The sequence below is a fragment of the Microbacterium sp. As-52 genome, from assembly GCF_049949185.1.
In the GTDB taxonomy this organism is placed as follows: Bacteria; Actinomycetota; Actinomycetes; order Actinomycetales; family Microbacteriaceae; genus Microbacterium; species Microbacterium maritypicum_A.
In genome coordinates this window covers 1,397,055-1,414,734 of the sequence record NZ_CP188171.1, presented here as the reverse complement: position 1 = coordinate 1,414,734, position 17,680 = coordinate 1,397,055, and the positions used below count along the sequence as shown (strand labels likewise).

Genomic DNA, 17,680 nt, shown 5'->3' with positions numbered 1-17,680 from the left:
GCCGGGTCAGGCCGATCTCCCCCCGAGACGGCCTGACCCGGCGTTTCGGTCTGACCCGGCGAGGCCGAGCATCGAGGCGCCACACCTCCACGCAGGTGTTCGGGATAAGGTGGCGACACGATGAGGATCACGCGCCGCACTCTGCTCCTCGGCGCCGGAGCCGGTGTCGCTTCGGTGCTTCTCGCCTCCTGCACTCCGGAACCGGCACCCACGCCGACGCCCACTCGCACGCGCGAGCCCGAGCCTCCGCCCGGTGTCCCGGCGGCAGCCGGCAGCATCCGCAGCACCTGGACCACCGATCCGTTCGCGCTCGGCGCCGCCAGCTTCACGCCGGTGGGCGTGCTGGCCGGCACGCGTCTCGCGCTGGGGAAGCCCGTCGACGGGCGCCTGTTCTTCGCGGGGGAGGCGACGGATGAGGATGCTCCCGGAACGGTGCGCGGCGCGATCGGCTCCGGTGCGCGCGCGGCCGAGGAACTCCTGATCCCGGCGACCTCGGGAGAGCGTGTCGCCGTCGTCGGCGCAGGGCTCGCCGGAGCCACCGCTGCCGCTCTGCTCGCCGAGGGAGGGCTGGAGGTGACGGTCTTCGAGGCCAGGGATCGCGTCGGTGGGCGGGTCTACTCCCGCGTCGACGAATCGTGGCCCGTGCCGGTGCAGCTCGGCGCCTGGCTCTTCGGCCCAGACGACGCCGACGTGCTCGACCGGATGAGCGAGGGAGAGGTCGGCGTCGTCGAACTGGCCGGCGAGATCTGGCGCGGACCCGACGGAGCTGTCGACCCGGTCGACCCTCAGCCCTTCGACGCGGCGATCACGACGGCACAGGCCGCGCCCGAAGACTCCTCGGTGGCTGATGCTCTGACCGCCGCCGGAATCGATACCGCCGACCCCGCGACGACTGCGCTGCTCGCGATCCTCGCCGCCCGCACCGGTGCCGGAGCCGACGAACTGTCCAGCTGGTTCGCGCCGCCACTGCCGACAGGAGACCCGAAGGCGGCGACCGGTGACGTCACGCCGTTCATCGAGCAGGCCCTGGACGGCGTCAAGGTGGGGCTCAACTCCCCGGTCGCTCGCCTCGCGTACGACGACTCCGGAGTGAGCGTGCGCCTCGGTACCGGAGAGGCGCTGTCGTTCGACCGCGTGCTCGTGACCGTGCCGCTGGGTGTGCTCCAGGACCGCAGCATCGAGTTCGACCCACCCCTGCCGTTCTCCAACCGCGGTGCGGTGTCGGCGCTCGGCATGGGCGCGATCGAGACCGTGTGGCTGCGGTGGGACGAGCCGTTCTGGGAGAACGAAGAGGCGATCTGGCACGCGGTCGGCGCCGATGCGGTGATCCCGACCTGGATCAACCTGCGACCCGCGACCGGCGAGAACGTGCTCGTGGGCATCGTGGGAGGTGCCGCGGCCGCCGAGTTCGCGAAGCTCGACGAGGACGAGGCCATCGAAGCGGCCCTCGCCTCGCTGGCCCTCTACGTCTGACCGATACGTTCACCGATCGGCGCCTGCTCGGGTGTCGGGGTCTCGGAGCTCGCGTCGACGTCCACGCGCAGTCGTCTCGGCAGCGGCATGCGGCTGACGAGCACGAGGACGGTGGCGACCGCGGCGAAGGTGCCGAGAGCGATCGCCGACGAGAGGATGAACTCCATCGGGCCGCTCACCTGTCGCGGGTCGAGGAAGTAGTACGGATACCAGCCGATGAGCGGCCCGCGGATCATGGTGGCGACACCCCAGATCACCGGGTAGGCGAGCGTCACCGGAATCACCCGCCAGGGGACGGAGCGGTGTCCGGGGGCCAGCGCCCACGCTGCCACCGTCACGGCGGGGAGCCAGAAGTGCAGCACCTGATCCGACCAGGGGACATCGATGCGGATGCCGCGGATGCCGGCCTGCCAGACCAGGATGGCGAACACGAGTCCGGCGGTGATCGTCCAGGTCAGCACGAGCGCCAGGGCGACCGTGAGCCAGCGCGGATCGCGAGCCGTGCGCAGGGCGATGACCCCCGCGATGCTCAGCAGCACCACGAACGCGATGTTCGACTGGTTGGTCAGATATGCGAAGAAGTTCTGGCTCGCGATGGTGTTCGACGCCAGTCCCCAGGCGAGTCGATGGATGAGTGCGACCAGGCAGACGGCGGCAGCGCCGAGGCGGAGCAGGCCGAAGACGGTGCGGGCCTTCACCGCTGCGTCACCACCCATTCCGTCATCAGCCGAGTCTACGGACCGCAGCTCGGAGGACCCGTCATGCGGAGGGTCAGCGTTCTGGTGGTGGAGAGGGCGTGGCGTGAGTCAGCGTCGGGGTTCGCGGGTCGACCACAGGGCCAGCGCGACGAGCACGGGCTGGAAGAACAGCCGGACGAAGCGCTTCATGTCCGTGTCGAGCCCGAATCCGTCACGGTGGTGCATCCACTGCGCCACGTTGCCGGGGAACACAGCCACGAAGAACAGGGCGGCGAACGTGCCGACCGCACGTCGGCGGCGCCGTGCCAGCAGCAGCGCGGAGCCGAGCGCGATCTCGGCCACGCCCGAGGCGAGCACCGTGGTGTCGGGGTCCAGCGGCAGCGACTCCGGCACCTGGGCCTGGAACTCCTCGCGGGCGATCGTGAGGTGCGAGACCCCCGCGAAGACGAGGGAGGCGCCGAGGAAGAGGCGATGGGCTGACCCCGTTTCGTAGGTCCAGTCGTTATGAGAGTCGTCCTGTTGTCCGCGGTCGCGGGCAGGGAGACTGGTCAGATCATGACGAACAGCAGGAAGCGTCACACCCCGGAGCAGGTCGTCCGTAAGCTCGGGCAGGCCGACAGGATGCTCGCCGACGGTCAGGACGTCGCGGCGGTGTGCCGGGAGCTCGTGGTGTCCGAGCAGACGTACTACCGGTGGCGGAACCAGTACGGCGGCCTCAAGGCCGACGACGCAAAGCGCCTGAAGGAGCTGGAGAAGCAGAATGCGACCCTGAAGCGTCTGCTCGCGGAAGCGGAGCTGGAGAAGGCCGCGCTCAAGGAGCTGGCTGAGGGAAACTTCTAAGCCCGGACAGGCGCCGCGCCGCCGTCGATCACCTCAAGCGCAAGCTGCGGGTGAGCGAACGGATGGCGTGCCGTCTGGTCGGGCTGAGCCGCTCCGCGTATCGGCGACCGCTCAAGGGCGACACGGTCGCGGACCCGGATCGGGCGTTCAGGGAGTGGCTGCGCGCCTGGGCGAAGGACCATCCCCGCTACGGGTACCGGCGGGCGTATCACGACGCCCGCGCCGAGGGGTGGGTGGTGAACCACAAGAAGATCCAACGCCTGTGGCGTGACGAAGGGCTCCGGGTCCCGCAGCGGCGTCGACGCAAGCGCGTCGGGTCCTCGACCGTCGACGCGCCGACGGCGGACGCGCCGAACGTGGTGTGGGCGGTGGACTTTCAGTTCGACGCCGACGAGCACGGCCGACCGATCAAGATCTGCTCGATCGTCGACGAACACACCCGGGAGTGCATCGGCGGCCTCGTGGAGCGCTCGATTACCGCCGACCGACTCACCGCCCACCTCGAGGACCTCGTCGCCGCCCGGGGCGCCCCGGCGGTGCTCAGGTCGGACAACGGGCCGGAGTTCATCAGCGAGGCGATGGCCGACTGGGCCGGCACCCGCACCGGCCTGTCCTACATCCCTCCGGGCTCGCCGTGGCGCAACGGGTACGTCGAGTCGTTCAACAGCCGGATCCGCGACGAGTGCCTCAACATCAACAGCTTCTACTCGCTGCTGCACGCGCAGGTCATCATCGGCGACTGGAAGGACGAGTACAACCACCACCGCCGGCACTCCTCGCTCGGCTACCTACCCCCAGCCGAGTACGCTCGACAGTGCACCCATCAATTGGAAACCGACGACTCACAGAACGTCCGGACCGAATGAAGGGGGCGGCTCAGCGACCGATGGTGCGGGCGGGAGTCGACATGGTGCGAGTGTACGCCTCGGTCGCTGGGCTCAGATCAGGCGGCGGAGCGCCTCTTCGAGCGAGACGCCCTGAGCTTCGGCGCGGTCGCGCAGCCGCGCGTGCTCGTCGGACGAGAGCGGGATGCGCAGTTCGATCGGGTCGTCGTCGGGCGCATCCAGGCCGTCGAGGAGATCGGATGCCTCGGCCCACAACGGCTCGGCGACGGCGGACGCAGCGGTCGGGGAGGCGGCGGAGGCCATCGTCGGCGAGGCCGCCCGAGCGGGGGCCGACGAGGGGGCGGAGGCGGCGACCGGCGCCGACGCGGCGACCGCGGCTCCGGCATCCGTGCCGCGGGTGAAGCCCGGTCCTCGACGTGGTTCCTGCTTCGCCTGGTATGCCTTGGCCGCGGCGTTCGCACGTTCGTCGGCGGCCTCGTTCAGCGGGTGCCCCGCGTGCCCCTTGACCCAGGAGAACTCGACGTCACGGCCGCGGATGGCCTCGTCGATGCCCTCCAGCAGGTCGCGGTTGAGCACGGGGCCGCCGTCGGACTTGCGCCAGCCCTTGCGCTTCCAGCCCGGCATCCACTTCGTCACGGAGTCGATCACGTAGCGGCTGTCGCATTCGATCAGCAGTTTCTCGTCGGTGCCCGCCGTCGCGAGCAGCAGTTCGAGCACCGCTCGCAGTTCCCCCTGGTTGTTGGTGCCGTGCGGCGATCCGCCGGCCGCCCAGTTGTCGTCGTCGATGTACCAGGCCCAGCCGTTGGGGCCGGGGTTGCCCAGGGCGGAGCCGTCTGCGGCGGCGGTGATCGTCATCCCTCAACCGTAACGGTGAGCGCGACGTCGCCTGTCGCGCGAAGGGCGAGCAGTCGGTCAGTCGTCTTCGGGGTCGTCGTCCAGCGGCTCGTCGTCCAGCGGCTCGGCGTCACCGGTCGAGGCGGCCTCGGGGACCGGGGGCGCGACCGGGAACAGGACCGAGCTCAGGTCGCCGCTGGTCTCCGCGCCGAGCCCGATCGACAGTGGATCGACGACGGGCGCGGTGTCGAGCACCTCGGACTCGGAGCGTTCGAGCGGCTCCGAGGGCAGCACCCACTGGTTCTCTTGTTCTTCAGGCTTCTGCTGGAACAGTCCCATGAGTTCCATTGTGACCCCGAGCCGCCGTGAGGAGGCCGGATTCACACGGGATTGATCGGATGCGGCTCCGGTGGTCGTCGCCGACGTCGTGGCTGTCAGGCCGAGGCCGCGCGCCGGAAGGTGAAGTATCCCGAGACGGCGCCGTGATTCACGACGCCCGTTCCGGTGCTCATCACCCGATCGGATGTGGTGGCGCCCGATCCGACGAAGGCGTATCCCGTGTGCTCGAGGCGCCAACCGACCCTCTCGACCTCGCTGAGGAAGTAGCCGACGCTCTCGTTCTGGAGGTAGTCGTTCGCCGCCGAACCCCAGGACGACGGGGCACCGGTGAGGCGGCTGACCTCGACGTGCAGGTGCAGGAGAGGATCGCCGCGGGTGTGTGCTTCGCGTGCCGCACCGAGCAGTCGTTCAGCTTCTTCTATCGTCAGCACGAGCCCCCTCTTCGTGTCGCCGTCGGCAGACGGCTCACCTGAGAGCGTACGTCGACTGACGGCGTCAGACCGAGGCCGCGCGCACGGCCTCGACGAGTGCCCGCCAAGGGCCTTCGAGCGCGGAGTCGGGCAGTTCGCGCTCGCGCCGCTCGGATGGTGTGCGCGCCTGGATGCTCCACATGAACCGATCGGCGCCGGGTCCGCCGTCCCGCTCCTGATCCCACGGGCAGCGGTCGATCAGATCGATCCACTCCGCCGCGTCGTCAGTGCCGGCTTCCACATGCCACTGACGGCGGATGCCGGCGATGCCGCCGGTGCGCACCACCGCGATCACGACCTGCGCGTCAGTCGGTGGAGGGGACTCGCTCATCCTCATAGACTCCCACGGTCGTCCACGCCCGTCGAGCTGCTGCGGCTGTGGCGGCATCGATGGCCGTGGCCGCGGCGACTGTCGCGTCGGCGAACTGCGTGAAGGTCGCGGTGCTCGACAGGCCGCCGGTGAGAGCGCGGTACCAGACTGTTCCCGCCCGCTCCCAGGCTTTGCCGCCGAGGTCGATCGCGAAGAGGGCGAATGCACGGTTGGGGATGCCCGAGTTGATGTGCACCCCGCCGTTGTCTTCGGTGGTGCGGACGAAGCCGCTCATGTGGTCGGGCTGCGGATCCCGGCCGAGCTCATCGTCGTCATACGCGGTGCCGGGTGCGATCATCGAGCGCAGCGCCGCGCCCTCGACGGCGTCGGTGAAGATCTCGGCACCGATGAGCCACGTCGCCTGGTCGGCCGTCTGGCTCAGGGCGTACTGCTCGGTCAGGGCGCCGAACACGTCGGCGATCGACTCGTTCAGGGCACCCGGCTGCCCCTGGTACTCGAGGTTGGCGGTGTGCTGCACCACGCCGTGGGCGAGCTCGTGGCCGATGACGGTGAGCGAGCCGGTGAAGTGCTGGAACACCTCGCCGTCTCCATCGCCGAAGACCATGCGCTCGCCGTCCCAGAAGGCGTTGTCGTAGTCGACGCCGTAGTGCACGGTCGCATCCAGCGGGGCGCCCGCGTCGTCGAGAGAGTTGCGCTCGAACGCGGCCAACAGCATCTCGAACGTGGCGCCGAGGCCGTCGAACGCCTCATTCACCGCGGTGTCATCGACCGGGGCATCGTCTTCGCCTCGCACGACCGCGCCGGGCAGCTGCTGCGTGTTGCCGGCGTCGCTGATCGTGCGGTTGGGGGCATCGGACAGCTGCGCCACGAGGTCGCCGTTCTCGTCGATCGACAGGTCGATGCGCGCGCGGAAGGGCGGTCGACCGGCGGTCAGCGTCTGTCTCGCAGCTGCGGCGGCTTTGGGGAATCGGCCTGACTCGGCCAGACGCGCGAGCAGGTAAGAGGGGACCACTCCATGACGTTCTCCGGATGCTGTGCTGCTCATGCTGCGACCCTACGCTGGGACGCCGACGTTCGTGTGGCGCGGGCGCGTTGCGGTGAGAACCGCGTCGGGTGGACCCGGCGTGGGGCGGAGTTCTCTGTGTCGGGAGGAGCCGTGCCGCGTGGCTGTCCGCCCGACGCGGAGTTCTCCGCCGCACACGGTGCCGCCTCCCGGCGCGCGGCCTCAGTCGTTCTCGATGCTCAGCACGGTCGTGCGCAGGCCGTCGGACTCGTACTGCACCGGCATGCCCGGGTGGTCGATCGAGAACCAGAAGATGCCGTCATCGGTGTCGTACCGGCGGCAGGTGAGCGCACCGAGCGGGGTCGTCAGACTCACGGTCGACACGCTCGTCGTGCCGGCGTCGAAGGCGGCATGGCCCTGCAGTTCCGCCCAGGTCACCCGATTCGAGACGACGGCCTTGGGGTCCTCCGCTGCCCAGCGGTCGAGCGTCGCTCCCTCGTCATCGGTGTCGTGGAAGCGGTTGACGTGCTCGCCCATCGGTCCGTCGGGACCTTCGAGCAGCAGGTGGATCACCATCCCCGTGCCGGTGGCGTCGCGAATCTCGGCGGCGGTGAACGGCGTCGGGAGGAGTCCGGGGCCGAGCAGGTGCGGATCGGGATCGGTCATGAAGACAGTCTGCGCCATGGTCCGGGCCGCACGTCACGGGATGGTCTCGATGGGCAGGTCCATCGCCCCATTCCTTGACAGGATTGCGTTCTGTATACAGAATACCAATACGCCCGAAGAGGCGATCCCGACCTGATCTTCCAATGATGAAAGAGGTAGCGAGATGGCACGTGCGAACGTGACGCGGTATCTGGCACTGGGTGCCGCCGGCGCTCTGGCACTCGGACTCGCCGCGTGCAGCGGTGGGGGTGGAGGAGGCGGTGGAGGCGTTGACGCCGACGGCAACGCCACCGTCGTCTGGTCGACCTGGGGCACGGCCGACGAGCTCACCCGCTACGAGGAGTTCAACAAGGACTTCATGGAGCGCCACCCCGACATCACCGTCAAGCTGCAGCCCGTGGCGGACTACGGCGACTACCACTCCAAGCTGCTCGCTCAGCTCACCAGCAACACCGCGCCCGACGTGTTCTACGTGGGCGATGACAAGATCGGCCAGTTCGTCGACTCGAACCGGCTCATGCCGCTGAGCGACCTGATGGACTCGAAGGACAGCAAGACGAAGAAGGATGACTTCTTCCCCGGGCTCTTCGGCGCCGCCGAGAACGACGGCGAGGTGTACGCCGCCCCGAACGACTCGAACCCCGACGTGTTCTGGTACGACAAGCAGGCGCTGGCGGCCGCAGGGATCACGGAGGACCCGGCGACCCTCGCCGAGAACGGCGAGTGGACCACCGACAAGTTCCTGGAGATGAACGAGAAGCTCCACGACGCGGGCCTCACCGGCACCATGTACTGGAACTACTGGGCGACGCACTGGAGCTGGCTCTCGTCGCAGGGCCTCGATGCTCCCTATGACGATTCCGGTGCCTTCGTCGCGAACAAGGACGCCGCGACCGTCGAGTCGGTGCAGCAGCTCGGCGACCTGTTCGAGGACGGCACCTTCGTCGTCGCCGACACCCTTCCTGACGGTGCGGGCGCCGACAGCGTGTTCGTCACGCACAAGGCCGGCTTCTTCGTGCAGGGCCGCTACACGATCGGCACGGTCGATGCGACGGGCGAGCAGGACAGCTACGACATCGTGCAGTGGCCGACCCCTGACGGCGAAGCTGCTCCCACCGGCGTGGCGACCAGCTTCCTCGCGATCAACGGCAAGACCAAGGTGAAGGACGCGGCGTTCACGTTCTGGACCGAGTTCCTCTCCGCCGAGGGGCAGACCTTCCGTCTGCAGGGCGGCGGCAACGCGGTCCCCTCGATCAAGGGCGCTGACGAGGTCGTGCTCGAGGACGACTATCCCGCACACGCCCAGACCTTCCTCGACATGCGCGACATCGGGTTCGAGGACTACCCCGCCGAGGCGCGCGTTCCCGGTCTGCCGACCGCCATCGCCGACGAGTTCCTGAAGCTGTACCAGGGCAAGGCCGACGCGCAGGAGACGCTCGACACCATCGCCGACGTGGTCAAGGAACGGTCGGAGAAGTAGGAGTGAGCACTCTCACCGAGAACGGGCGGATGCCGCAGGTTACCCCTGCGGCATCCGCCCCGCCCCTGCGCAAGGAGGCGCTCTGGCGTCGCCGCGACCGGCTGTGGGGGTACGTCTTCGTCGGCCCCCAGATGATCGGCATGGGGCTGTTCGTCGTGTTGCCGTTCGCCGCCAGCCTGGTGCTCGCTTTCGCGGACTGGGACGGGCTGACCGATCTCACCTGGGTGGGTTTCGCCAACTTCGCCGATCAGCTGACCGACCCGCTCCTCGGTCGGGCGATCCTCAACACGCTCATCATCGCGATCGTCACGGTCCCCATCGGCCTCGGCCTCTCGGTGATCGTCGCTGTCGCACTCGAGAAGCTCAAGACGCGCACGCTCTACCTGATCCTGTTCTTCGCCCCGGTCGTGACCTCGACGGTCGCGGTGGCGATGATCTGGCAGCAGATGTTCCGCTCCGACGGGCTGCTGTCCACGACGATCTCGAAGGTCTTCGGGGTCACCCCGCCCGACTGGCTGCAGGACCCGAAGCTGGCCCTCCTCGCCGTCTGCATCGTCACGATCTGGTCGTCGATGGGCCTCAACGTCGTGATCTTCCTCGCCGGATTGCAGAACATCTCACCCTCGGTGATCGAGGCGGCGCGCATCGACGGTGCCGGCCCGTGGCGGCTGTTCACCAGCATCCGCCTGCCGCTGCTCTCCCCGATCGTCTTCTTCTCGTCGGTGGTCGCGTTCATCTCGTCGCTGCAGACGTTCGACACGGTCTATGTGCTGGTGCAGGACGCCGGCCCCGACAACGCGACCCGCACGATCGTCTACCACATCTTCGATCTGGGCTTCGGGCGGTTCGAGTTCGGCCCGTCGAGCGCGGCGAGCATCATCCTGCTCCTGCTCACGCTCGTCATCACCGCGGTGCAGTTCGGCGCGCAGAAGAAGTTCGTCCACTACGAGGATGACCCCGCATGAGCATTCAGACGCCCCCGCTGACCGGCCCTGCTCCGGCCACGGACTCCACCATCGCGATCACTGCGCCCGGCTACCGGTCCCGTGGCCGTGGTGGCCCCGCCGTCGACCGCGCACGCCGCCGGTTCGGTTCGACCCTGCTGCACGTGGTGCTCGTGGTGGCAGGGATCGGCATGGTGTTCCCGTTCATCTGGATGCTGCTGACCTCGTTCAAGACCCTGCCGCAGCTGCTGAAGAATCCGCTGCAGTTCCTCCCGGATCCCTGGACGTTCGACAACTACGCCCAGGCCTGGAACGCGGTCCCGTTCGGCCAGGCGTACCTGAACAGCGCGTACATCGCGATCCTCGTGGTGGTCGGCACGCTGCTCACGGCGTCGATGGCGGGATATGCGTTCGCGCGCATCCGGTTCCGCGGCAGCAAGGTGCTCTTCATCGTCTTCCTCGCGACGCAGATGATCCCGAAGCAGGTGACGCTGATCCCCTTCTATCTGCTGATGTCGAACCTCGGCTGGGTGGATTCGCACCTCGCGCTGATCGTCCCGGGCATCATGGCGAACCCGTTCGCGGTGTTCCTGATGCGGCAGTTCGTGCTGGCTCTGCCGCGTGAGCTGGAAGAAGCGGCGATCGTCGACGGTGCCGGTCGCTGGCGCATCTTCTGGAGCGTCGTGCTCCCCAACCTGAAGCCCGGCCTCGCTGCCCTCAGCATCATCGTGGCGCTCGACGTGTGGAACGCCTTCCTGTTCCCGCTCGTGCTGTTGAACTCGCCCGACCTGTTCACGGTTCCCCTGCTGCTGAACGCCTTCGAGGGACAGCAGGGCTCGATCAACTACGGACTCGTGATGGCGGCCTCGGCGATCGCGACCGTGCCCATGCTGATCGTGTTCGTCATCGGTCAGCGGAAGATCCTCAACAGCATGGCCGCATCGGGGCTGGGAGGGCGATGATGACGGATGCCGCCGCCCTCGCCGGCCGTCACCTCGACCTGGCCTCGGCGCCGTTCACGTTGCCGCGTTCGCGCGTGCTCGTCTTCCGCGCGGAGGACGGGAACGGCGTGCGCGTGCACACCTCGGAGTATGAGCGGCGCCTGTCGGAGTGCCGCGTGCTCGATGCGCTGATCGTGGTGGACGCCTCAGGCGAGGCGCGTGCGGTGACCGACGTGCATCCGGCGCGAGTGACGTTCGGCGCTGCTGCGGCGACGCTGACCTTCGCCGATCCGTCGACGCTGAGCCTCGGCGGAGAACCCGGGTCGCGGGTGCGGCTGCGGCGACCGGACGGGAGTGTCGAGGAGCATCCGCTCGGGGACGGTCTTCGCCTCCGCATCGACGCCGACCGCACCGTCACGGTCGAGCCCGGCGACCACGCTGCGGCGCTCGCCGCGACCGAGGCGATCTGGGACGACTGGTTCGCGAAGTGCCCGAGTGTGCGCGGCGACCTGCAGGAGATGACGGCGTTCTGCTGGTGGGTGCTCGGCGCGAACATCGTCGAGCTGCCGTCGCTGGGCGATGCCAGGGCGATCGTGCCGTCGAAGATCGGCTACGTCGGCCTGTGGCAGTGGGATGCGTACTTCATCGCCGTGGGACTGCGACACGGCGACCCGGAGCTCGCGCGCGAGCAGCTCGACATCGCGTTCCGTTTCCCACAGCCCGACGGCCAGCTGCCCGACGTGGTGCACGAGCTCGGAGTGCTCGCGACCAGCGACGACCTGCCCGAGAGCGACCGTGCGAACCTGCGCAGAGCCGGATCGCAGATCGCCGACCCGAGCGCCCCCGTGCCGCTCACCAAACCACCGCTCGCCGCGTGGGCGCTGCGCAAGGTGCTCGAGGCCGAGGACGCCCCCGACTACGCGCGCCGGCAGTTGACCCGCATCGTCCGCTCGCAGGACTGGTGGTTCGACGGCAGCGACCTCGACCACGACGGGATGCCGGAGTACGGGCACCCGTACTCCTCCGGGCTCGACGACAGCCCGATCTTCGACGGTCCACTGCCGACAGCTGCTCCCGACCTGGGTGCGTACCTCGTGCGACAGGACGTGGAGCTCGCGGACCTGCTGACCCGCTATGAACCGGATGCCGACGTCTCGCGGTTGAGGGAACGGGCCGAGAGCACGCAGGAGCGGCTGCTGCGCATGTGGGATCCGGACCTCGGGCGATTCCTCGCGTATGGCGGCGGGGAGCCGCAGCTCAGCGACACGGTCGTCGGGTTGATGCCGCTGCTCACGGGCACGTTGCCGGCGCCGATCGCCGATGCGCTGCGCCAGGCCGTCGACGACCCCGAGCGCTTCGCCCTGCCCTGGGGGCTGCCGACGGTCGCAGCATCGGATCCCGACTTCTCGGACGAGCGGATGTGGCGCGGACCGGTGTGGGTCAACACGAGCATGCTGGTCGCCGAGGGGCTGGAGGCGTCGGGGTACCCCGAGCGGGCACGGGAGCTGCGAGAGCAGACCGTGGCCCTCGTGATCCACGGCGGCGGTCCGCACGAGTACTTCAACCCGCACACAGGTCGGAAGGCGCGTACGGCGACCACCGCGTTCGGCTGGTCGGCTGCGCTGTTCATCGACCTCGCCGTGCAGCTCAGCTGACGGCATCCGTTCCGGTCGCGATTCCTGTCGCTTGCCGGGGCGGCGACCGACAGGAATGGCGACCGGAAGACTGCGGAACTCGATTGTATTCAATATTCATTTCAACGACGAAGGAGTCAGACATGAAGAAGAAGCTCACAGGGATCGCCGCGCTCGCGGCGGTCGGGATCGCGCTCGCCGGATGCGCCACCGGAGGAGTGCCGACCGGAGGGTCCGACGCGGTCGCGCTGGACCCCGACGCGAAGCTCGACGGAGAGATCACCGTGTGGTCGTGGGATGTCGGAGCCGTCGCCCTGGAGCGGCTCGCGGCCGACTTCGAGAAGGCCCACGAGGGCACGACCGTGAAGGTCGTCGACGTGGGCTACGACAACGCCTATGACAAGATGTCGGTCGGCTTCCAAGCGGGCACCGGCCTGCCCGACGTGGTCACGATCGAGACGGATGCCGCCCCCGGCTACATCACGCAGTTCCCGAAGGGGATGCTCGACCTGAACCCGATCCTGGGCGGTGATGAAGTCGACTTCGACCCGTTCAAGTGGTCCGCGGGTTCCGATGCCGACGGGTCCTTGCGCATCGCTCCGTGGGACTCCGGCACCGTGGCGCTGTACTACCGCACAGACATCGTCGAGCAGGCGGGCGTCGACATCGAGGCCGCGGCGACCTGGGACGATCTGATCGCGGCGGGCAAGGTCATCAAGGAGAAGACCGGCCACACGCTGCTCTCGACCGACCTCTCCGCCGGTGGCGGCTTTCAGATGCTGCTGCAGCAGCTCGGGCAGGGGCTGTTCAACGAGGCGGGAGAGATCACGCTCGACTCGCCGGAAGCCGTGCGCGTGCTCACCATGCTGCAGGAGATGAACGAGGCCGGTCTCATCAAGAACGTCACCGGATGGGACGGCCGGGTCACCTCGGCGAAAGACGGCGACTCCGCCGTGACGGCAGACGCCGTCTGGTGGATCGGCACGCTCCAGGGCGACGCCCCCGAGCTGAGCGGAAAGTACGCCGTGCTCCCGCTCCCGGCGTTCGACGAGGGCGGTGCCCGCACGTCGAACAACGGCGGATCCGGCCTCGCGGTGCCGGCGCAGGCGAAGAACCCGCAGCTGGCCGCGGCGTTCGTCGACTTCGTGCTGGCGGATGCCGACAACCAGGTGTCGATGATGACGAACGAGGGACTCTTCCCGTCGTACCTGCCCGCACTGGAATCGGACTACTTCTCGAAGCCGGTCGAGTACTTCGGCGGTCAGCCGGTCTACGAGACCTTCGCAGAGCTCACGGCCCAGATCCCGCCGATCGTCTACACCTCGGACAGCGCAGAGGCCTCGGACATCGTCGCCAACGCCGTCGCCGCCGCCGTGCTGAACGGCGCCGACCCCGCCACCGTGCTCGCCGATGCGGCCGCGCAGCTCGCCACCTCCACCGGTCGAGAGGTCGCGAGGTAACCATGACCTCCGCGACCTCGCCCGGGTCCGGCCGCCGACGGCTGGACCCGGGCAGGGCCGGACGCTGGTTCGTGCTGCCGGCTGCCGCCCTGCTCCTGTTCTTCTTCGCCTATCCGCTGGGCGCCTCGCTCTGGCAGAGCCTGTTCCGCACCGAGGGCGGCGTGACGAGCTTCGTCGGACTCGGCCAGTACGAGCGGCTGTTCTCCGACCCGCTGATCGCGAAGAGCCTGTTCAACGCGGGACTGATCCTCATCGTCCAGGTGCCGCTGATGATGGTGCTCGCGGTCGGGCTCGCCTACCTGCTCAACCAGTCATGGCTGCGGTGGCGTTCGGGATTCCGCCTGCTCACGTTCCTGCCCGCGGTGACCACGCTGGTCGCCTACGCCGTCGTGTTCCGCGTGCTGCTCGCCACCGACGGCGGCGCCGTGAACCAGATGCTCGGTGTGATCGGCGTCGCCCCGATCGACTGGCTGAACAACGAGTGGTGGGCGCGTGTCTCCGTGATCGCCGCCGTCACCTGGCGATGGACCGGCTACAACATGGTCATCATCCTCGCCGGCCTGCAGTCGATCCCCCCGGAGCTCTACGAGGCGGCGAAGGTCGACGGCGCCGGACGCTGGCAGACGTTCTGGAGCGTGGTGCTTCCGCAGCTGCGGCCGGTGCTGATCTTCACGGGGATCACCTCGACGATCGGCGCACTGCAGCTGTTCGACGAGAACTTCATCCTCACGGGCGGCGGCCCCAACGACGCCACGCTCACCCCGGTGCTCTACCTGTACAAGGTCGGGTTCCGACAGTTCGACTTCGGCTACGCATCAGCCATCGCCTGGATGCTGGTGCTGATCACCGCGATCATCGCCGTCGTGCAGTTCCGGGTCATGAGGGAGAAGCCATGACAGATCTCGCCACCCGCACCCTGGTCACCTCCGGCCGCGACACCCGCAGCCTCGGAGCGGGGGAGCGCGGCGCCCGTTCGCGCATGCTGCGGCTGCCGCTCTACCTGCTGCTGGTCGTGGCCTCGCTGGTGTCGATCATCCCGTTCCTGTGGATGGTCATCGCCTCCACCCATCCGAGTTCGGAGCTGTTCGGCACGCCGCTCCCGGTGCTCCCCGGCGACGCGCTGTGGGAGAACCTCGCCCGCTTGGAGGAGAGCATCGGCTTCAGCCGAGTGATGCTCAACAGCCTGCTGATCGCGGTGATCTACACGGTCTTCAGCTCGATCGTCAGCATCATGTGCGGCTACGGGCTCGCCACCTATCGATTCCGTGGACGCGGTGTGCTGCTCGCGCTCGTGCTCGTGACGATGATGATCCCGATGCAGGTGCTGCTGGTCCCGCTGTTCCAGATCATGGCCGGCATGGGGTGGATCGACACGTATCAGGCCGTGATCCTGCCGTTCCTGGCGAATGCGTTCGGGATCTTCCTGATGCGCCAGGGGTTCCTCGACTTCCCGCCGAGCCTGATCGAGGCGGCCAGGATCGACGGCGCGAGCGAGCTGCGCACGTTCTATCGGATCGTGCTTCCCGTCGCGAAGCCGCAGATCGCGGCGCTCGTGATCTATACGTTCATCAGCCAGTGGAACGCGTTCATCTGGCCGCTGCTCATGCTCAACACCGAGGCGAACTACACGGTTCCGGTCGCGCTGAACACGATGATCGGCATGAGCCGCGTCGACTACTCCGGCCTGATGCTGGGGTCGCTGCTGGCGACACTGCCCCTGCTCCTGCTGTTCCTGATCTTCCAGAAGCAGTTCGTCGCAGGTCTCCTCGGCGGCGCGGTGAAGGGGTGACGGGAGCAGGCGGCGTCTACTCGGGGGTGCGGGTCGACAGTCGGTCCTGAGCCGCCCGCAGATGCTCCGTCATGGCTGCCTCGGCGCCGTCCGCGTCACCCGCGATGATCGTCTCCACGATGCGCACGTGCTCCTCGAGAGTCGCCTCGCCGGTCTCGACGTCGTAGGCGAGCCGGAAGGCGTGGAGGTGGAAGTGGGTGCGCTCCAGCGCCCTGGCCACCGCGAGGTTGCCCGAGGCCCTGGCGATCAGCTGGTGCAGCAGGGCGTCGTGTTCGCTGAATCTGGCGTAGTCGGTCAACTCCGCCGACCCGGGTGCGTTCGCGTATCGATGCAGTTCGGTCGCGAGCGCCTCGCGCTCCTGCGGGGTCGCGCGCTCCGCGGCACGGCGGGCGGACACCGGCTCGAGCAGCAACCGCAGGTCGTAGAGGTCGGCGAGCTCTCGCGACGTGAGCACCGGTGTCGTCCGGTAGCCCTTGAGGTGCGTCTTGCGCACCAGCCCGGCGTCCTCGAGTCGTGTGAGCGCTTCGCGGATCGGCGTCGGCGACACGTCGAGGCGCTTGCCGATCGCATTGATGTTGACCCGCGCATCTGCGGGCAGCTCGTTGCTGAGGATGAGGGAGACGAGTCCTTCGTAGACGTTCTCGGCGAGCGAGGGATCGTCGGGATCCCGCCTGTCATCCACTCGCGCCATGCCCGCAATCCTAGTGCGGCGGCTGTGTGTCGATCGGGCGCGCCGGGCGGGCATTTGACACGGGAACGGCGAACGCGTACGTTCGCAGAATCAAATTGAATTTGATTTTGACACTCTCGAGGAAGAGACACCGTGACCCTCATCACCGCTGCAACCGCCCGCCTGGTCGACATCGAGGTGGAGAAGGTGCGCACCGACGCCATGCAGTCCTTCCTCAAGCAGGAGACCATCGTTGTCACGATCCAGACCGCCGACGGGCTCACCGGACGCGGCTACTCCTACACGATCGGCACCGGGGGTCGCGCGACGCTCTCGATGCTCAACGAGCACCTCCTGGCCGAGCTGATCGGCGAGGATTCGCGTCTGGTCGAGCACCTGTGGCGGCGGCTCTACGACTCCACGCGTGCGACCTCGGTCGGCGTCATCACCGCGCTCGCCCTGGCGGCGGTCGACACCGCGCTCTGGGACATCCGGGCGCAGCGGGCGGCGCAGCCGCTGTGGATGATCGCCGGGGGGAACCGTCGCGACGTGCCGCTGTACGACACCGAGGGCGGATGGCTGCACGTGTCCGTCGACGAGCTCGTGGAAGAGGCCCGCGCCTCGGCGAGCAGGGGATGGAAGGGCGTGAAGATCAAGGTCGGCAAGCCGAGCATCGCCGAGGACGCGAGCCGCATCGCCGCCGTGCGCGACGCCGTCGGTCCGGACGTCGAGATCATGGTCGACGCCAACCAGAGCATGACCTCCGCCGAGGCCGTGCGCCGCGCGCACGCGTTCGAGCCGTTCGACCTCAGCTGGTTCGAGGAGCCGCTTCCGGCCGACGACGTGACCGGCCATGTGCGCCTCGCCCAGTCGACCAGCATCCCGATCGCGGTCGGCGAGTCGATGTACTCGCTCGGTCACTTCCGTGAGTACCTGGAGCGCGGAGCGGCCGGCATCGTGCAGGTCGACGTCGCCCGCATCGGGGGCATCACCCCGTGGCTCAAGGTCGCGCACCTCGCGGAGGCGTTCAACGTGCAGGTGAGCCCGCACTTCCTGATGGAGCTGCACGTGAGCCTCGTCGCCGCCATCCCCAACGGACGCTTCGTCGAGCACATCCCGCAGCTGCGCGCCGTGACGAACAGCGAGATCCGCATCGACGGCGGACACGCCTTCGCCCCGGATGCCCCCGGTCTCGGCATCGACTGGAACCTCGACGCGCTCGACGACCGCACCGTCGCCTGAACCGCACCGTCGCGTGAACCG

General features: G+C 68.4%; 19 protein-coding genes. 10 read left to right on the top strand and 9 right to left on the bottom strand.

What is annotated here, in order from left to right:
- Positions 1–120: 120 nt before the first annotated feature.
- Positions 121–1,473 carry an FAD-dependent oxidoreductase gene (locus ACLFA2_RS06750; protein WP_426622269.1) on the top strand — a complete coding sequence of 451 codons (1,353 nt, stop codon included), beginning with the start codon at positions 121–123 and terminating at the stop codon, positions 1,471–1,473.
- On the opposite strand, the gene ACLFA2_RS06745 is transcribed toward ACLFA2_RS06750, so the two are convergent.
- Positions 1,464–2,189, bottom strand: a complete 726-nt coding sequence (locus ACLFA2_RS06745; RefSeq protein WP_021198400.1) for a Pr6Pr family membrane protein — start codon at positions 2,187–2,189, stop codon at positions 1,464–1,466. The genes ACLFA2_RS06750 and ACLFA2_RS06745 overlap by 10 nt on opposite strands.
- Before the next feature lie 90 nt (positions 2,190–2,279).
- Complete coding sequence (locus tag ACLFA2_RS06740) at positions 2,280–2,750, bottom strand: DoxX family protein (protein WP_426622268.1); 471 nt, start codon at positions 2,748–2,750, stop codon at positions 2,280–2,282.
- Here ACLFA2_RS06740 and ACLFA2_RS06735 point away from each other — a divergent pair.
- Positions 2,727–3,877 (top strand): IS3 family transposase gene (locus ACLFA2_RS06735; protein WP_426621584.1). Its coding sequence is split into 2 segments (ribosomal slippage): positions 2,727–2,997 and positions 2,997–3,877, totalling 1,152 coding nucleotides; the frame shifts between segments, so codons are not numbered across the junction. The genes ACLFA2_RS06740 and ACLFA2_RS06735 overlap by 24 nt on opposite strands.
- A 72-nt stretch (positions 3,878–3,949) precedes the next feature.
- Here ACLFA2_RS06735 and ACLFA2_RS06730 read toward each other — a convergent pair.
- From ACLFA2_RS06730 to ACLFA2_RS06705, 6 genes are all read right to left on the bottom strand, one after another.
- Positions 3,950–4,711, bottom strand: coding sequence for a ribonuclease H family protein (locus ACLFA2_RS06730; protein WP_029265167.1), 762 nt, complete (start codon positions 4,709–4,711; stop codon positions 3,950–3,952).
- A gap of 57 nt (positions 4,712–4,768) precedes the next feature.
- Positions 4,769–5,029: a hypothetical protein gene (locus tag ACLFA2_RS06725; RefSeq protein WP_347124498.1), complete on the bottom strand. Its 261-nt coding sequence runs from the start codon at positions 5,027–5,029 to the stop codon at positions 4,769–4,771.
- 95 nt (positions 5,030–5,124) lie between these two features.
- Positions 5,125–5,460, bottom strand: a complete 336-nt coding sequence (locus tag ACLFA2_RS06720; protein ID WP_021198396.1) for a hypothetical protein — start codon at positions 5,458–5,460, stop codon at positions 5,125–5,127.
- Positions 5,461–5,524: 64 nt separating this feature from the next.
- Complete coding sequence (locus tag ACLFA2_RS06715; RefSeq protein ID WP_031206693.1) at positions 5,525–5,830, bottom strand: protealysin inhibitor emfourin; 306 nt, start codon at positions 5,828–5,830, stop codon at positions 5,525–5,527.
- The gene (locus tag ACLFA2_RS06710) at positions 5,805–6,875 is read right to left on the bottom strand and encodes a M4 family metallopeptidase (RefSeq protein ID WP_426622267.1); all 1,071 of its coding nucleotides are present in this window, start codon (positions 6,873–6,875) and stop codon (positions 5,805–5,807) included. The genes ACLFA2_RS06715 and ACLFA2_RS06710 overlap by 26 nt, the downstream gene beginning before the upstream one ends.
- Before the next feature lie 180 nt (positions 6,876–7,055).
- Complete coding sequence (locus ACLFA2_RS06705) at positions 7,056–7,499, bottom strand: hypothetical protein (protein WP_029260126.1); 444 nt, start codon at positions 7,497–7,499, stop codon at positions 7,056–7,058.
- Between the two features lie 163 nt (positions 7,500–7,662).
- Between ACLFA2_RS06705 and ACLFA2_RS06700 the strand changes: the two genes are divergently transcribed.
- From ACLFA2_RS06700 to ACLFA2_RS06670, 7 genes are all read left to right on the top strand, one after another.
- Positions 7,663–8,979: an ABC transporter substrate-binding protein gene (locus ACLFA2_RS06700; RefSeq protein ID WP_051671179.1), complete on the top strand. Its 1,317-nt coding sequence runs from the start codon at positions 7,663–7,665 to the stop codon at positions 8,977–8,979.
- A 2-nt stretch (positions 8,980–8,981) separates the two neighbouring features.
- Positions 8,982–9,944, top strand: a complete 963-nt coding sequence (locus tag ACLFA2_RS06695; protein ID WP_017831191.1) for a carbohydrate ABC transporter permease — start codon at positions 8,982–8,984, stop codon at positions 9,942–9,944.
- On the top strand, positions 9,941–10,885 hold the full coding sequence (locus ACLFA2_RS06690; protein WP_426622266.1) for a carbohydrate ABC transporter permease: 945 nt from the start codon (positions 9,941–9,943) through the stop codon (positions 10,883–10,885). The genes ACLFA2_RS06695 and ACLFA2_RS06690 overlap by 4 nt, the downstream gene beginning before the upstream one ends.
- Positions 10,882–12,519 carry an amylo-alpha-1,6-glucosidase gene (locus tag ACLFA2_RS06685; protein WP_152525840.1) on the top strand — a complete coding sequence of 546 codons (1,638 nt, stop codon included), beginning with the start codon at positions 10,882–10,884 and terminating at the stop codon, positions 12,517–12,519. Before ACLFA2_RS06690 ends, ACLFA2_RS06685 begins: the two co-directional genes overlap by 4 nt.
- Before the next feature lie 122 nt (positions 12,520–12,641).
- Positions 12,642–13,958 (top strand): ABC transporter substrate-binding protein, encoded by a 1,317-nt coding sequence (locus ACLFA2_RS06680; protein ID WP_426622265.1) that lies wholly within the window; start codon positions 12,642–12,644, stop codon positions 13,956–13,958.
- Positions 13,959–13,960: 2 nt separating this feature from the next.
- Positions 13,961–14,854 carry a carbohydrate ABC transporter permease gene (locus ACLFA2_RS06675; protein WP_021198387.1) on the top strand — a complete coding sequence of 298 codons (894 nt, stop codon included), beginning with the start codon at positions 13,961–13,963 and terminating at the stop codon, positions 14,852–14,854.
- Complete coding sequence (locus ACLFA2_RS06670) at positions 14,851–15,747, top strand: carbohydrate ABC transporter permease (RefSeq protein WP_021198386.1); 897 nt, start codon at positions 14,851–14,853, stop codon at positions 15,745–15,747. Before ACLFA2_RS06675 ends, ACLFA2_RS06670 begins: the two co-directional genes overlap by 4 nt.
- A gap of 16 nt (positions 15,748–15,763) precedes the next feature.
- Here the strand turns inward: ACLFA2_RS06670 and ACLFA2_RS06665 are convergent, their stop codons facing one another.
- Positions 15,764–16,438, bottom strand: a complete 675-nt coding sequence (locus ACLFA2_RS06665; RefSeq protein ID WP_426622264.1) for a GntR family transcriptional regulator — start codon at positions 16,436–16,438, stop codon at positions 15,764–15,766.
- A gap of 132 nt (positions 16,439–16,570) precedes the next feature.
- Between ACLFA2_RS06665 and ACLFA2_RS06660 the strand changes: the two genes are divergently transcribed.
- Positions 16,571–17,659 (top strand): mandelate racemase/muconate lactonizing enzyme family protein, encoded by a 1,089-nt coding sequence (locus ACLFA2_RS06660; RefSeq protein WP_021198384.1) that lies wholly within the window; start codon positions 16,571–16,573, stop codon positions 17,657–17,659.
- The last annotated feature ends 21 nt before the right edge of the window (positions 17,660–17,680 follow it).

What these genes read in the sequence shown, in the direction of transcription:
- ACLFA2_RS06745 (WP_021198400.1), bottom strand. Translation starts at nt 2,189, where the DNA reads ATGGGTGGTGACGCAGCGGTGAAGGCCCGCACCGTCTTCGGCCTGCTC.
- ACLFA2_RS06725 (WP_347124498.1), bottom strand. Translation starts at nt 5,029, where the DNA reads ATGGGACTGTTCCAGCAGAAGCCTGAAGAACAAGAGAACCAGTGGGTG.
- ACLFA2_RS06690 (WP_426622266.1), top strand. Translation starts at nt 9,941, where the DNA reads ATGAGCATTCAGACGCCCCCGCTGACCGGCCCTGCTCCGGCCACGGAC.
- ACLFA2_RS06680 (WP_426622265.1), top strand. Translation starts at nt 12,642, where the DNA reads ATGAAGAAGAAGCTCACAGGGATCGCCGCGCTCGCGGCGGTCGGGATC.
- ACLFA2_RS06710 (WP_426622267.1), bottom strand. Translation starts at nt 6,875, where the DNA reads ATGAGCAGCACAGCATCCGGAGAACGTCATGGAGTGGTCCCCTCTTAC.
- ACLFA2_RS06750 (WP_426622269.1), top strand. Translation starts at nt 121, where the DNA reads ATGAGGATCACGCGCCGCACTCTGCTCCTCGGCGCCGGAGCCGGTGTC.
- ACLFA2_RS06715 (WP_031206693.1), bottom strand. Translation starts at nt 5,830, where the DNA reads ATGAGCGAGTCCCCTCCACCGACTGACGCGCAGGTCGTGATCGCGGTG.
- ACLFA2_RS06705 (WP_029260126.1), bottom strand. Translation starts at nt 7,499, where the DNA reads ATGACCGATCCCGATCCGCACCTGCTCGGCCCCGGACTCCTCCCGACG.
- ACLFA2_RS06665 (WP_426622264.1), bottom strand. Translation starts at nt 16,438, where the DNA reads ATGGCGCGAGTGGATGACAGGCGGGATCCCGACGATCCCTCGCTCGCC.
- ACLFA2_RS06700 (WP_051671179.1), top strand. Translation starts at nt 7,663, where the DNA reads ATGGCACGTGCGAACGTGACGCGGTATCTGGCACTGGGTGCCGCCGGC.
- ACLFA2_RS06675 (WP_021198387.1), top strand. Translation starts at nt 13,961, where the DNA reads ATGACCTCCGCGACCTCGCCCGGGTCCGGCCGCCGACGGCTGGACCCG.
- ACLFA2_RS06670 (WP_021198386.1), top strand. Translation starts at nt 14,851, where the DNA reads ATGACAGATCTCGCCACCCGCACCCTGGTCACCTCCGGCCGCGACACC.
- ACLFA2_RS06685 (WP_152525840.1), top strand. Translation starts at nt 10,882, where the DNA reads ATGATGACGGATGCCGCCGCCCTCGCCGGCCGTCACCTCGACCTGGCC.
- ACLFA2_RS06730 (WP_029265167.1), bottom strand. Translation starts at nt 4,711, where the DNA reads ATGACGATCACCGCCGCCGCAGACGGCTCCGCCCTGGGCAACCCCGGC.